The sequence below is a fragment of the Sphingomonas sp. AC449 genome, assembly GCF_979253475.1.
The window spans coordinates 283,318-298,686 of record NZ_CEEDCZ010000002.1 but is presented as its reverse complement, the minus strand read 5'-3'; the positions used below and the strand labels follow the sequence as shown (position 1 = coordinate 298,686).

Genomic DNA, 15,369 nt, shown 5'->3' with positions numbered 1-15,369 from the left:
GGGTGGGTCCCTTCCTTCTCCCACAAGGGGAGAAGGCCAAGAATTCTACAAGGACAGCTCATGAACGAGATGACCCCCTTCGCCAATCCGGTCGCCAAGACCGAGACGTTCGACCAGATCCAGATCGGCATCGCGTCCCCGGACAAGATCCGCTCGTGGTCGTTCGGCGAGATCAAGAAGCCCGAGACCATCAACTATCGCACGTTCAAGCCCGAGCGTGACGGCCTGTTCTGCGCGCGCATCTTCGGTCCGATCAAGGATTACGAGTGCCTGTGCGGCAAGTACAAGCGCATGAAGTACAAGGGCATCGTCTGCGAGAAGTGCGGCGTCGAGGTTACCGTCTCGAAGGTCCGCCGCGAGCGGATGGGCCATATCGAGCTCGCCGCCCCGGTCGCGCACATCTGGTTCCTGAAGTCGCTGCCGTCGCGCATCGGCCTGCTGCTCGACATGCAGTTGAAGCAGCTCGAGCGCGTGCTGTACTTCGAGGCGTACATCGTCATCGAGCCGGGCCTGACCCCGCTCGAGAAGTACCAGCTGATGACCGAGGACGAGCTCCTCGACGCGCAGGACCAGTATGGCGAGGACGCGTTCTCGGCCGGTATCGGTGCCGAAGCGGTCCGCATCATGCTCGAGTCGCTCGATCTCGAGGGTGAGCGTACCACGCTGCTCGAAGAGCTCGCGGTCACCAAGTCCGAGCTGAAGCCCAAGAAGATCATCAAGCGCCTGAAGGTCGTCGAGAGCTTCATCGATTCGGGCAACCGCCCCGAGTGGATGATCCTCGAGGTCGTTCCGGTCATTCCGCCCGAGCTGCGCCCGCTGGTGCCGCTGGACGGTGGTCGTTTCGCGACGTCGGATCTCAACGATCTGTATCGCCGCGTGATCAACCGCAACAATCGCCTGAAGCGCCTGATGGAGCTCCGCGCGCCGGACATCATCGTCCGCAACGAGAAGCGCATGCTCCAGGAGGCCGTCGACGCGCTGTTCGATAACGGTCGCCGCGGTCGCACGATCACGGGCGCCAACAAGCGTCCGCTCAAGTCGCTGTCCGACATGCTCAAGGGCAAGCAGGGCCGCTTCCGCCAGAATCTTCTGGGCAAGCGCGTCGATTACTCGGGTCGTTCGGTCATCGTGACCGGGCCTGAGCTCAAGCTGCACCAGTGCGGCCTGCCGAAGAAGATGGCGCTCGAGCTGTTCAAGCCGTTCATCTACGCACGCCTCGATGCCAAGGGTCTGTCGATGACCCTGAAGCAGGCGAAGAAGTGGGTCGAGAAGGAGCGCAAGGAAGTCTGGGACATCCTGGACGAGGTGATCCGCGAGCATCCGGTCATGCTGAACCGTGCGCCGACGCTTCACCGTCTGGGCATCCAGGCGTTCGAGCCCGTTCTGATCGAGGGCAAGGCGATCCAGCTTCACCCGCTGGTCTGCTCCGCGTTCAACGCCGATTTCGACGGCGATCAGATGGCCGTGCACGTCCCGCTGAGCCTCGAGGCCCAACTCGAAGCGCGCGTCCTGATGATGTCGACGAACAACATCCTGTCGCCTGCAAACGGCAAGCCGATCATCGTTCCGTCGCAGGACATGGTCCTCGGTCTCTATTATCTGTCGATGATGAAGGAGAACGAGCCGGGTCAGGGCATGATGATTTCCGACATGTCGGAAGTCCATCAGGCACTGAACGCGCAGTCGGTCACGCTGCACACCAAGATCATCAGCCGCGTTCCGCAGACCGATGAGAAGGGCAAGCAGTACCTCAAGCGCTACGAGACGACCCCGGGCCGCATGCTGCTGGGCGAGTGCCTGCCGCACAGCCACAAGGTGCCGTTCGACACCGTCAACCGCCTGCTCACCAAGAAGGACGTGGGCGACGTGATCGACGAGGTCTATCGTCACACCGGCCAGAAGGAGACCGTGCTGTTCGCCGATGCGATCATGACGCTCGGCTTCCGCCACGCCTTCCGCGCCGGCATCTCGTTCGGCAAGGACGACATGATCATTCCGGACGCCAAGGTTGGTCTGGTCGACGACACCAAGGCGCTCGTGAAGGATTTCGAGCAGCAGTATCAGGATGGTCTGATCACGCAGCAGGAGAAGTACAACAAGGTGATCGACGCCTGGAGCCGTTGCGGCGACCAGGTCGCGAACGCCATGATGGACGAGATCCGTGCGGTGAAGGTCGACAAGGAGACCGGCCGTGAAAAGCCGATCAACTCGATCTACATGATGGCCCACTCGGGTGCGCGTGGTTCGCAGGCGCAGATCAAGCAGCTCGCGGGTATGCGCGGCCTGATGGCCAAGCCGTCGGGCGAGATCATCGAGACGCCGATCATCTCGAACTTCAAGGAGGGCCTGACCGTCCTTGAGTACTTCAACTCGACCCACGGCGCGCGTAAGGGCCTCGCGGATACGGCGTTGAAGACGGCGAACTCGGGGTATCTCACGCGTCGTCTGGTCGACGTGTCGCAGGATTGCGTCATCATCGAACCCGATTGCGGCACCACGCGCGCACTCGAGATGAAGGCGATCCTTCAGGGTGGTTCGACGATCGCAAGCCTCGGCGAGCGCATCCTCGGTCGTACGACCGCGGAAGACATCGTCGATCCGAAGACCGGCAAGGTCATCATCCCGTCGGGCACGCTGCTCGACGAGCCGATGATCACGACGATCGAAGGCCTCGGCACGCAGTCGTGCAAGATCCGCAGCCCGCTGGTCTGCGAGTCGAAGATCGGCGTCTGCGGCAAGTGCTACGGGCGCGATCTCGCCCGCGGTACGCCGGTGAACATCGGTGAAGCTGTCGGCGTCATCGCCGCGCAGTCGATCGGTGAGCCGGGCACGCAGCTGACGATGCGTACGTTCCACATCGGTGGTGCAGCGCAGCTCAACGAAACCTCGAACCTCGAGGCGCATGCCGACGGTACGGTGCAGTTCCGCGATCTGCGTATCATCGTCGACCAGCGTGGCCGTCGCGTGGTGCTCAGCCGCTCGGGTGAAATCGCGATCGTCGACATGGACGGCCGCGAGCTCTCGGTCGATCGTATCCCGTACGGCGCGTACGTGCTGTTCGACGATGGCCACATCGTGTCGCGCGGCGACCGGATGGCCGAGTGGGATCCGTTCACCATGCCGGTGATCACGGAGAACCCGGGCACGATCAAGTATGTCGACCTGATCGAGGGCAAGACGCTCACCGAGCAGACCGACGAAGCCACGGGTATCGCCCAGCGCGTCGTGATCGAATATCGTGCGGCGACCAAGTCGAAGGAGGATCTGCGTCCGCGCATGACCCTGCTCGACGAGACGTCGGGCGAGACCGGCCGCTACATGCTGGCGATCGGTGCGACCTTGTCGGTCGAGGATGGCGCACAGGTGTTCGGCGGCGACGTCGTGGCCCGCGTCAGCCGCGAGAGCGCCAAGACGCGCGACATCACCGGTGGTCTGCCGCGCGTCGCCGAGCTGTTCGAGGCGCGTATCCCCAAGGACTCGGCGATCATCGCCAAGATCTCGGGCCGCGTCGTGTTCGGCAAGGATTACAAGGCGAAGCGCAAGATCGGCATCCAGCCCGAGGATGGCGGTGACGTCGTCGAGTATCTGGTGCCGAAGTCGAAGGTCATCGACGTGCAGGAAGGCGATTACGTCAAGCGCGGCGACAACCTGATCGGCGGCTCGCCCGATCCGCACGACATCCTCGAGACGATGGGTATCGAGCCCCTCGCCGAGTATCTCGTGTCGGAAATCCAGGAGGTCTATCGTCTCCAGGGCGTGAAGATCAACGACAAGCACATCGAGACGATCGTTCGTCAGATGCTGCAGAAGGTCGAGATCACCGACGGCGGCGACACTACGCTGCTCAAGGGCGAGCAGGTCGATCGCGAGGAAATGGACGCGACGAACGACAAGCTCGACAAGAAGCAGGCGCGTGCACAGGGCAAGCCCATCCTGCTCGGTATTACCAAGGCGTCGCTGCAGACCCGCAGCTTCATCTCGGCGGCATCGTTCCAGGAAACCACGCGCGTCCTCACCGAAGCGGCTGTCCAGGGTAAGCAGGACATGCTGATGGGCCTGAAGGAAAACGTCATCGTCGGCCGGCTCATCCCGGCAGGCACCGGCGCTGGCCTCAACCGTCTGCGGGTCGTGGCGAACAGCCGCGATGCGTCGATGCGCGTCGCGCAGCGCAAGATGGCCGAAGCCTCGATCATCGCGCCGAAGTCGGCGAAGGAAGAGCATGACGCCGAGCTGGCCCGCTCGCCGCGCGACTCCGGCGGCGCGGGTGAAGACCCGCTCGCAACCGTCGTCACGTCGGGCACCGGCACCGATGCGGATGCCGGCGACTATCTGAACACGCCCGAGTAATCGGGCGCGTCAGACACTGACGGCAAAAAGGCCGCCGTCCGGGAAACCGGGCGGCGGCCTTTTTCATGGTCCCGGTCGCGGCGGACGCGGACTAGGCGGGGATAGTGTCCAGCGTCCGCGGGATCGTTTCGAACGCACCGCCGGTGACGCGGATTTCGTTGAACGCCGCGGGGCTGCCGCGAGTCCGCTTCGACAACGTCCCGGCACCGATCATACGGACGGTCCGACCGCTCCGCTCGACGGGCACGTCGAACGGATCATGGACGTGTCCCGACAGCACCGCATGCGCGCCCGCATCGGCCAGCGCAGTCAGCGCGACGTCGCCGTTGCGCGTCTTGCCCGTGGCGCTGGTCCCGCCCTCGATCAGTGGATGATGCGCGGCGACGAAGATCAGATTGCCCGCGGGCACCTGTCCCATCAGCGCGAGCGCGCGCGACAGGGATCCCGAGCCGACGCGCCCCTTCGACCAGTTCCACCGCCACTGTGCGCGCGCAGTCGTCTTGAGCGGGACGATGGTTATCCCGGGCAGTTCGAGGGGCCGCTCGATCATCGTCTCGACTGCCGCATAACGCTGATAGGGGGCGAACAGGCGACGGAACGGGTCCCAGTAATATGGGATGTCGTGGTTGCCGACTTCGAGCGTCACGGGCACGCCGAGGCTCCGCAGCCAGTCGCCGCCCTGCTGGAACTCCGCCTTGGTCGCGCGCATCGTCAGGTCGCCCGTCATGATCACCGCATCGGGACGCTCCGCCTTCACGCAGGTGGAGAACCACGCGATCGCCGCGGGGTCTTCCGCACCGAAATGCACGTCGCTGACGTGAAACAGCGTCAGGCCGCGACCACCTTGCCCCGCCTGGTCAGGCAATGTCGGACATCCGCGACGGCTCATGGATCGGGCAGCCGTTGAACGAGCCCCGGAAATCCGCCGACAATTCGTAGGTTTCCTTGCGCGCACGGTTTATGCCGCCGAGCGGCTGGTGATCGGCGACACCGTGCCAGACGCTGAACGACAGCGAGTCCTCGGTCTTTTCGCTCGCGCCGTTCTCCCACGACACCTGCGGTTCGACGGTGAGTTTGCCGACCGTCACGAACGGACTTTGCGCCTGGTCCCATTCCACCGACGCATCCTCGATCGGCATCGTCTCGAGATCGGTGTTGAGCTGGACACGCAATTCCCACGTGCCGCCATGCTCGATCAGTTCCTCGCGCACGACTTCGCGCAGCGCATCGGGACGCGCGGTGATGTCGACGATGTCACCCGTCAGCCGCGTCAGTTCCGGGGCGACGGGGAACAGCGCGAACTTGGCGATATATGCGCCGTAGCGGAACGGCGTCTGCGAGAAATAGGTCTCACCAAGCGGATGGACGGGCTTGGCGCCCCCCATCGTCTTCAGCGTCGCCGACTCGGTGCCGACGGCTTCCAGCGCGGATTCGACGACGCGCAGCGTTGCCGACATCGCCTTCTTCAGACCGTCGAGCCGATCCGTCGTCTTCGACAGCAGCTTGAGGTTCTTCGAGAATGCCTTGGCATCGGGTGCTGCAAACGCCGGTCCGTTGACCATGATGAAATCCTGCGTGGTCGCGTTCTCCGCACCCGGCAGCCGGCTTCCCTCGACGTCGAGGATCTTCAGCGCGATGCCACGCGGCAGGCTCACGCTGTCGTCGAGGATATCGCCCGCGTTGGTCGAAATGCGCAGGATCGCGTCGTGCGTGCCCGGCGTCGCGAAGATTCCCTGCGCGAGGACCGGGGGCAATCCCTCGGCGACGGTGAACACGCCCCGGACGATGCCGTGCGCCTTGGCATGCACGGCGCGGACCGCATGGCCATAATCCTTCGACGTCGTGTCGAGAATCTCGCGGAAGCTGTCCTTGAGCGATGCAAGCGTCTCCGCCTCGTCGTCGGCGATCGTCTCGACCGAGGGGTCAAAACGTACGGGCTGTGTGGCCATGGCGAATCTCCTATCGTTACCTAGCCGTAACCCTCCGCCCCATCACGGCGTTCCCGTTCAACACGTTGCGTACGGTCGCGCACCGTCGCCGTCCCACCGGGCAATGCCCTGCCGGACGGGCCTGCCACAGCGTTGCAATGCCGGGCCGCGCGGTCCAACGCGCTCCGACCCGAGCCCGGGCTATCGGAGGAGAACCAGATGCAGTGTCCCGTCGTCACCGCCCCCACGATCGGAATCGCCGGCGCGACCGATCGCTTTCCCGTCCGCAGGATCTTCTGCGTGGGTCAGAACTATGCCGATCACGCGCGCGAGATGGGCTCCGATCCGGAGCGGCAGGAGCCGTTCTTCTTCTCCAAGCCCGCGGATGCGGTCGTGCCGGGCGGCGGCACGCTGCCCTATCCCAGCATGACGCAGGACCTGCATCACGAGGTCGAGCTCGTCGTCGCGCTCGGTGCCGGCGGAAAGGACATCGCTGTCGATGACGCGCTCGCGACGATCTTCGGCCATGCCGTCGGCATCGACCTGACGCGGCGCGACCTGCAGGGCGCTGCGAAAAAGGCAGGGCGCCCGTGGGACATGGCAAAGGGGTTCGACCGGTCCGCCCCGATCGCGGCACTGACGCGCGGTACGCCGCCCGCGGCAGGACCGATCGCGCTGACGATCGACGGCGAGCCCCGGCAGGCCGGCGATCTGTCGATGATGATCTGGTCGGTAGCCGAGGTGATCGCCGCGCTGTCGCGCTTCGTCGAGCTCGCGCCGGGCGACCTGATCTTCACCGGGACCCCCGCCGGCGTCGGCCCGATCACGCCCGGCCAGCACGTTCGCGCAACCATCGCCGACCTCGAACCACTCGAGATCCGGTTCGCGGACTGATCGTCGCGGCGCATGCGATTGTCCCGGGCCGAGACCTAAGTCGGGTTTCTTTTCGTACAATCCGCCCGCATGGGTGATCGCAATAACTAAAGGATGATGATCATGGCGGATGGATTGACCGGGGGCCTGCTCGACCGGGCACGCACGGTGGCGAGGCCAGGCTTCAATCGCTGGCTGGTCCCGCCCTGTGCGCTCGCCATCCATCTGTGCATCGGCATGGCCTATGGCTTCAGCGTCTTCTGGCTGCCGCTGTCGCGCGCGATCGGGATGACCGATCCCGTCGTCTGCGAGAACATGACGCTCGTGCAGGCGCTGACGACGACGACATGCGACTGGCGGGTCAGCGATCTTGTCTGGACCTATACGCTGTTCTTCGTCGTGCTCGGCGCGGCCGCCGCGATCTGGGGTGGCTGGCTCGAGCGCGCGGGTCCGCGCAAGGCGGGCGTGGTCGCGGCCTTTTGCTGGTGCGGCGGCATGGGGATCGGCGCGATCGGCGTGTCGATGCACCAATTGTGGCTGATCTGGCTCGGCTCGGGCGTGATCGGCGGCATCGGCCTCGGTCTCGGCTATATCTCGCCCGTCTCGACGCTCATCAAATGGTTTCCCGATCGCCGCGGGATGGCGACGGGCATGGCGATCATGGGCTTTGGCGGCGGCGCGATGATCGGCAGCCCGCTCGCCAACGCGCTGATGAAGTATTTCGCCAGCCCAACGGGCGTCGGCGTCTGGCAGACGTTCCTCGTCCTCGCGGTCATCTATTTCGTGTTCATGATGGCCGGTGCGCTCGGATATCGTGTGCCCGCCGATGGGTGGAAGCCCGCAGGCTGGACGGCGCCAACCGACGCGAAGGCCGCGATCAGCCGCTTCAATGTCCATCTGAAGGACGCGCACAAGACGCCGCAATTCTGGCTCATCTGGGTCGTGCTGCTGCTCAACGTCTCGGCGTCGATCGGTATCATCGGCGTTGCCTCGCCGATGCTGCAGGAGATATTCGGCGGGCGGCTGATCGATGCACCCGGCGTCATCTTCACCGCGTTTTCGGAAAGCCAGAAGGTCGCGGCCGCCGCAGTCGGCGCGGGTTTCGTCGGTGCGATCAGCCTGTTCAACATCGGTGGCCGCTTCTTCTGGGCATGGTTCTCCGACCGGCTGGGGCGCAAGCCGCTCTACGCGGTCATCCTCGCGATCGGTGCCGTGCTCTACGGTATCGCGGCACCCGCACTGGCGGGCAGCAGCCTCGGCCTGTTCATCCTCGTCTTCTGCATCCTCGCCTCGACCTATGGGGGCGGCTTTGCGACGGTGCCCGCCTATCTCGCGGACATATTCGGGACCAAGTTCGTCGGCGCGATCCATGGCCGCCTGCTGACCGCATGGTCGACGGCCGGCGTGGTCGGGCCGCTGCTAGTCGCCAACATGCGGGACGGCCGGATCGCCGCGGGGATTCCGCGCGATCAGGTCTATCAGCCGATCTTCCTGATGCTCGCCGCGATGCTCGTCGTGGGCTTCGTCGCGAACCTGTTCGTCAAGCCAGTCGCCGACCGTTTCCACATGCCGGCGGACGAGACCCCCGCTCCCATCACCGTTGACGGGTCGACGTCCGCGGCCGAGGCGCTCGAGGCGAAGACCGGATCGAGTCCCATGGTCGTGTTTGCCTGGGTCGCGGTCGGGATCCCCATCCTGTGGGGCATCTACATGACCGTGTCGAAGGCGGTCATCCTGTTCGAATAAGCTATCCCGGGCGCCGTCTCACAGAGGCGGCGCCCGTCTTTCGCAGACGCGTTTAGAGAACGCCCTGCGGCTCAACGTTCCAGATCTCGGGGTTTTCGTAGCGGCGACTGGAGCGGGTGAAGGGAATCCGATCCACAATATAAGCACGCCGGATCCCACAGAAATCCGCAGTTCTAGGTTCGTCCGGTAGCCTGTGTGCTACAGGTAGGTGCACAGTTCAATGCACATTCCCGAGCTGGCATCGGTAGCGTGGAGGTTTGCGCCCTGAGCCGCTTACTTGGGGCTCAGCGGCAGTAAGTCGTGTGCGAGCAGGAGAAACGACCGCGCTGATGCGAGCGACGGAAGGAGCCACGGTGCGAAGTCACCTAATAGATCGATGGCCGCCAACAGGTTCCTCACTTCCGCACCTGGGCTGGCCCCATACGCGAAGCTCGCCATGTATTCGCCGGTCTTGCGGGCGCAAAGGTCGATGTCCGCGTTGCTCGCGCCGCCCAGCATCGCCAGCCTTGCGGGAGCGCTGACGTCCGTCAAACCTCCGGCCGCCTTTCGCGCGAGCGCGAGGTCTACAATCCGCTCGCCGAGATCGGCGGCCTTCCATCGCGCGGCCAGCTGAAGGGTCGTGTCAGCCGCAAGCGTGAACGTGTCGTCCGGGAGCCTCGCAAGGAGTTTTGGGACGGCTTCGCAGAACTCGGACCTCCATTCGGGCGTGAGCTCGAACGCGACCGCTAGGTTGAAGAGATCGCTCAGTCCCCGCTCGTCCTCCTCGCCCGATTCCATTCGCCCGATCGTCTCTCGGGCCATCTCGTTGGTTAGCTCGATCTGCCCGGCCCAATCGTCCTCGAACGGGTCGGTCGGGCCCGGCGCGAGCAGAAAGAACGCGTCGGGACGGTCCGCCGCAGCCGCGGTCGCAGCGGCCACCGCTTCGATCCATTCCCCAGGGCGGGCATCCTCCGCCAAGTCGGCGACGAATCGAGTAACCCGGGCAAGGATCACCGCCCGTAGGCGCGCCGGCGAGATAGCGCCCCACAGGCCGAACGGCGCTGTCCGCGCGTCGCACAGCTCGACTAGGCGGTAGTTCCCCTCGAGCGGGATACCGATTGCCCGACGCATGCCTTCGGCATCGATCGCGCCGCCGCCGAACGACCGCACGAGCATGCTCGCATGCAGATACCACGCCAGGCGCCGCGCGTATTCCGGCCATCGCCCCATCGCGCCTTGCCTCGCGGAAACGGTGGCCGTGAGGACCACGGCCGAGGACAGCAGTGAGAGGCCGGCGGCGGCCCGCTCGTCGGGCTCGGTGATCAAGGCCAGAAGGACGCGGTCCGCGACGGCCCTGAACTCCGCATCGCTGGCCCCAGCCGCCGCGATCTCAAACCCGGCAAGCTGGCAAAGCGGATCCGGCGCCTCGGCCAGGAAGCGGGCGAGGCGCAGGCGAACATCGCGATCGAGGTCGTCTGCCGCACGCGCGACCATGTCGCCGCGGAGTATCGCCAGCGGCGCGGTTAACGCAATCCAACGCGCGCGCCGGACCGGGTCGAGCGCGGCGGTCCTCGCGAGCCACGCAGAGCGGAATTCGCCCAGCGTCGCGCGCGGCGCGCCGCCCAGCAGCTGCTCGAACAGCCGGACCTCCGTCGGCACAAGTGCGTCGTATGTGACACCCTCGGCTGCCTCGGCGGCTAGACGCCGGTAGACCGCCTTCGGGGTCGCCTCGACGATCGTCTCGAGCTCGACGAACAGCTCCTCGCCAATGGGACCCTTCTCGACCGCGGCTTGTAGGCGTGCCTCGTCCCCAAGTTCAAGGTCCTCGGCGACCAGCACCGTCTCGAGGGTCCGGCGCCGCACCTCGCGATCGTCCGACAGCAGGCCGACGGCGGCGAACCTCGCGCCCTGGTCGCCAGCGACCATGACGGCGGCACCGTCCGGCTCAAGGCGACCTTCCACGATGCGCACCGCGCCGTTCACCGAACTCAGATCCGGTGCGGCGCCGTTCGCGATGGCGCGCAGCGCGTGCATGACCGCGTTCCCGTCGAACCGGGCTTCGAATATTCCCAAGGTGCCAGCCGCAGGCAAGCTCAACTGGGCCCTGGTGATTTCTTCGGCCAGCATCGCCCGGGACAACGCCTCCGGCATCCTCTGCAGCATCACGACCACGAAGGCTCGTCGCTCCTCGTCGAGCGGTTCCGCCTCAGCCGACATCATCGCCGTCTAGGTCTATTGGCTCGATCATCGATGCGTAGAGGGTCGCGGCCACCGCCGCAATGGCGCCCGGATCGCGGACCGAGGCGAGGGACTCGACCCGGGTCTCGAACCACCTGCGGTGCCGCTCTATTCGGGGCTCGCGCAGCTCGTATACGACCGCGAACGCCCAAATTGAGAAGCGGGTGACTTCCGCGATCCAGTCCTGACGGTCCGGGGACTGGTCGTGCGCGCTCAGCGCCGCCGGATCCGGCAGCAGGTCAAGGAGGTAGTTGGCGGCCCGCTCGGCCTCGTCGTCGTCCTCGATCTCGATCCACGCACTACGAATCGAATACGCGATCGCGAGCGACACCGCCCGAAGCCACGGCCGCTCCTCCGGCAACTGAAGGACCTTACGTGCGATAGGCAGGTGAATGGAGTCCCGGATGGCGCGAAGTTCGGCGTTTGGGCCGACTCTCCAGTCGGACGCTAGCGTCGCCTGCTTGAGCTCCAGCGGATCGATCGGCACCATGCCCGCGCCCGACCGGCGGAGACGCTCGCGCGCGGACTCCACGGCATCCTCGTCGATGACGTCGATGCCCCGTAATATTCCGAGAAGGTCCGCCGTCGTTATGAATGCGACCTTGTGACCCGTGCGGTCCGCCGTCTCCAGATATTTGTTCATCGCCCGGTCGTCGCACACGAAGGCGTCTACGCCGGCGGCGTCGCGCAAGACGCTCATCACCGGGCTCATGCGGACCAGGCTCTCGCGCCGCCCCGGCTCGCGCGAGTCTTCGTCCTCCAGCCTACGAGCGGGACCGACGCGCGCCCGGCCGTCGGCGATCGCACGCGCGAGCGTGGCGCGGACGCGCTCGATCCCGGCCCTGATCACGTCGGCTACGGCGCCACCGGCGATTTCCCGATCGGCGTGCTCGATGGTCGCTTTCGAGGTGCGCAACTCGCGCGCATAGGCCTTGAGATCGGGCAGGAGCCCCGCGTCCGAGAGATACTGCACGGCGAGGCCCGACATGAACAGTGGCCGACCCCGGTCGAGAACGGGTTCGGCGTCGAACGGGCCACCGCTTCCCGCGACGGCGCTCAACGCGACGCTTGCCGCGGACCGGCTGATCGTGCCGGTCGCGGACAGGGCGGCTACGACCCCGGCGGGGCTGAGAAGCCGGTCGGCATAGGGCGACGGGTCGACCGTCACGTCCAGCCGGCCAGTGGGATAGAGCGGCGCCGTGTCTACCACGTATCCGTCCCGCCCGACCGCCGCGGCGTGGAGGGCCGCGAACTCCTTGTCCACCCCCTCCGCGTCCGTACCGCCAGACCAATTGCTGGGCTGCGCGTCCTCGACGATGATCAAGCCGCCCGAGACCGCGTCGCGAATGGCTTGTGCCTGTACGACCCTGCTCGGTTGCGAATGCGCCGCTTTGGCGAGATCCTCGAAGAAGCTGTGGAGCGTTCCCGAGGGAAGCACCACCTCGTCGAACGCGTTGATCGCGATGTCGAGCAGGCCAAGTTGATCCAGGACCAGAATCGAGAGGGGATCGAACGAGATCGACGTTGGCCGCAGATCGTAGCGCAGGGCGCGGTTCCCCGCGAAAAGCGGGACCACCGACCTACGACGGCTATCCGTCTCCGCCGCGTTGCTTGGCATCTGTCGGATAACGAGGGCGCTCTGCGTGCCGCCCATCGCGCCGATGCCCATAAACATCGGCACCGCGGCGGTGTTTATCAGGCCGCTGATCCGGTCGGCCTCGGAACGAGAACTCGACATCATCTCGATGACTTGGTCAAGGCCCGCCGACTGCACAAGCCCGCTACGTTCCTTGTCGGCGAGGGCAGTCCCAAACCAGCCGCCCACCTCAGCCGAGCGCTCGATACCCGCCTCCGTCGCGATCCAATAGGCGTGGACGGCGATGCGCCCGTTCGTGGGGTCCTTCGCGACCGCGGCGCGCAGCAAATCGACGGTCGCGGGGCTTCCGATCGCCCTCGCGATTCGCGCCGCGACCAGCAGCTCGTCGGGCTCCCGATCGGCGCGCGCGGCCAGCTGTGCTTGGACGTGCGGCTCGAGCTCGCGCCATCGACCCGTCTCGATCGCGATCATGACACTCAGATGGCGCGTGTTAGCATCGTCCACGCCCATATCATCCAAAGCCTTGAGCTCCGCTTCGGCCTCGCCGAGCAGCCCCTGACGATACCGGGCCCAGGCAAGGTGAGTCCGCAATCGCGGATCGGCCACCGCCTCGTCGTCGATTTCCTCGAGGAAGGCCTCGGCCTCGCGCTCCATCCCGGTTTGGATGAAGGCATCGCACGCGCGACGCGCGTCGTCGACCTGCCGCCGCACTCGCCACAGCTTGGCGAGATAATTGCCGAGTCGCGAGTCCTCGCTGCGGCCCATCGTTCCAACGAGCACCTCGAGATCATGCGTCGAGCCAGACCGCTCGAACTGGTCTAGGCGTGCCTGCACCGTGTCGGCGCCCGCCAGCTCCGCGAAGGTGGTCTCGAGGAACGTCGCGGTCTCTTCACCCAACGTGGCCCGCTCGGCCTTGAGCAGAGCGATCGCCTCCGCCTGACGCCCCGCCTTGGCCAGCGCCTCGACCTCGATGGCTACGACGGTGCCATGCGTCGAATAGGGCTCGAGCCGCTCGCGATGGCGGTGGACGAAGTCGGCGACCTCCGCCGGCTCGGCTTCGTCCATGATCATTGTGAAAGCAGCGCGGAGCTGTGCGTCATCGAGACCGCCCAGCTTCTCAGCTTCGGCGAGCGTAGCCCGGATAGGCGCCCAGTCGAGTTCCACGCCATACATCCTCGCGACCGGCGCGAGGTGCATGGCCTCGGTAGGATCGGCCATCCGGGCGACGAACTCTGCCCTGGCGACCTCGCGTTCGGCGGAGTCAGCCGCATTCAGCCGAAGGGCGATGAGGTTCACATCGACGAACGCGCCGAAGTCGGGCGCGCCCAAGGCCGGAAGGAGAGGCGCGAGGCGCTTGAGGTCGCCCACCACCTCGGCGAGCAGACGCCTGCCTTCGACATCATCGCGCAGGTCGGTGCGGCGCGGCAGCATGCCCTCGTGTTCCATCAGCCTGCGGCCGATGTCAGATGGAACCGCGCGCGAGAGCCGGTGCCGCGCGCGGATGTATAGGAGGACCGGGTTCTCGTCGATCTGCGCGTCGGTGGCGCCGTCAAGCAGCTCGGCCGAACCCGTCGCGTCTCCGGTGAGCAGCATGCGGGTGGCGGTGGCCTGCAAGGCGTGCCCGGTCAGGTCCTGCCCGCGGAAGTTGTCGTTAAAATGAGCCAGCGCCGCCGCGTCACCGTCACGCTTGGCGATCGCGTCAAGAAGGAGGCCGCGCGAGAGCGGATCCCTGCGGTCGCGCAGCAATCGGAGTGCGTCGTCCACGCGATCTTCAGACATCGCCACCCGGGCGCGCTCGTTGGTGACATCCGCCCCGACGGACTCGGCGTCCGCGAGCCACGCCAACGCCTCCTCGGCCCGCCCCGCGCGGATTAGCAGTGCCGCCACCTCGCGGAAGGCCTCGCCGCGCACCTCGGAGGACGCCAGGCGCAAGCCGGTCCTGACACGCTGGCCGAATGCGACGGCCTCGTCCGGCAAATCCGTGATTGAAAGCATACGCCGCCGCCTCAGCCCCATCGTCCCAGCCGTGACGACATCGTCAAACGCCCCCCCCTCGACCGGCGCGGCGAAAGGCGATGCCTTGAGGGCGTCAATACCCTCGATCACCTGCGCGAAGCCGCCCCGCATTTCGCCCCCAAGATCGACGATCAGTTCCATCGCCTGTCGGTCGGCGGGCGTGAGATGGGCGAGGAGGGACATCGCCGCGAACGCAATCGCGTCCTCGACCAGGCTCTTGCCGTAAATCCCGTCGCCTCCGAAGATCTCGGCGTGCAGTTCCCGCGCGCGCTCCCGTTCTTTGTCGATCTCGCGTCCACGAAGGAGACCGCGCGCTCCAGACTTTACCAGTTTAACGACCCGCCCATCGCCGATGAACACCCTGGATTCATGGTCGGCGAAGCTGTCGGGACGGTCGGAAATCCACCCCTTCAGCTTGGCGACGATCGCTGTGGGCAGGCTCGATGAGCCGCCGCGCAAGATGGCGAGCGCCTCGTCCAATTCCGGATCCGCGGTTCCGAGGGGCGTGAGTTCGGCGAACGCGGCCCCCCTGCGCGCGATCTGCTTGCGCAAGAATCCAACCGTCGGCTTGATAGCGGCGCTGCTCGCGGATTTCGCGATGCCTGTCGTCAATGGGTCGAGGGCCATTCCGTTACGGTCGTTGCT

7 protein-coding genes are annotated in these 15,369 nt (G+C 65.9%); 3 read left to right on the top strand and 4 right to left on the bottom strand.

Features of this window, described 5'->3' with window-relative positions; translation table 11 throughout:
* Positions 1–60 precede the first annotated feature (60 nt).
* Positions 61–4,347 carry a DNA-directed RNA polymerase subunit beta' gene (rpoC, locus tag AC0CH3_RS04960; protein ID WP_465237672.1) on the top strand — a complete coding sequence of 1,429 codons (4,287 nt, stop codon included), beginning with the start codon at positions 61–63 and terminating at the stop codon, positions 4,345–4,347.
* 91 nt (positions 4,348–4,438) lie between these two features.
* Here rpoC and AC0CH3_RS04955 read toward each other — a convergent pair whose 3' ends face one another.
* The gene (locus AC0CH3_RS04955) at positions 4,439–5,212 is read right to left on the bottom strand and encodes a metallophosphoesterase family protein (RefSeq protein ID WP_457325550.1); all 774 of its coding nucleotides are present in this window, start codon (positions 5,210–5,212) and stop codon (positions 4,439–4,441) included.
* Entirely contained in the window at positions 5,205–6,296 is a 1,092-nt protein-coding gene (locus tag AC0CH3_RS04950) for a catalase family protein (protein WP_354302353.1), read from the bottom strand. Before AC0CH3_RS04950 ends, AC0CH3_RS04955 begins: the two co-directional genes overlap by 8 nt.
* 198 nt (positions 6,297–6,494) lie before the next feature.
* On the opposite strand from AC0CH3_RS04950, the gene AC0CH3_RS04945 reads away from it, so the two are divergent.
* Positions 6,495–7,169, top strand: coding sequence for a fumarylacetoacetate hydrolase family protein (locus AC0CH3_RS04945; RefSeq protein WP_354302351.1), 675 nt, complete (start codon positions 6,495–6,497; stop codon positions 7,167–7,169).
* Between the two features lie 102 nt (positions 7,170–7,271).
* Positions 7,272–8,894 (top strand): OFA family MFS transporter, encoded by a 1,623-nt coding sequence (locus tag AC0CH3_RS04940; RefSeq protein WP_354302349.1) that lies wholly within the window; start codon positions 7,272–7,274, stop codon positions 8,892–8,894.
* A 273-nt stretch (positions 8,895–9,167) separates the two neighbouring features.
* Here the strand turns inward: AC0CH3_RS04940 and AC0CH3_RS04935 are convergent, their stop codons facing one another.
* On the bottom strand, positions 9,168–11,090 hold the full coding sequence (locus AC0CH3_RS04935) for a hypothetical protein (protein ID WP_465237671.1): 1,923 nt from the start codon (positions 11,088–11,090) through the stop codon (positions 9,168–9,170).
* Positions 11,080–15,351: a tetratricopeptide repeat protein gene (locus AC0CH3_RS04930; protein ID WP_465237670.1), complete on the bottom strand. Its 4,272-nt coding sequence runs from the start codon at positions 15,349–15,351 to the stop codon at positions 11,080–11,082. The genes AC0CH3_RS04935 and AC0CH3_RS04930 overlap by 11 nt, the downstream gene beginning before the upstream one ends.
* Positions 15,352–15,369 lie beyond the last annotated feature (18 nt).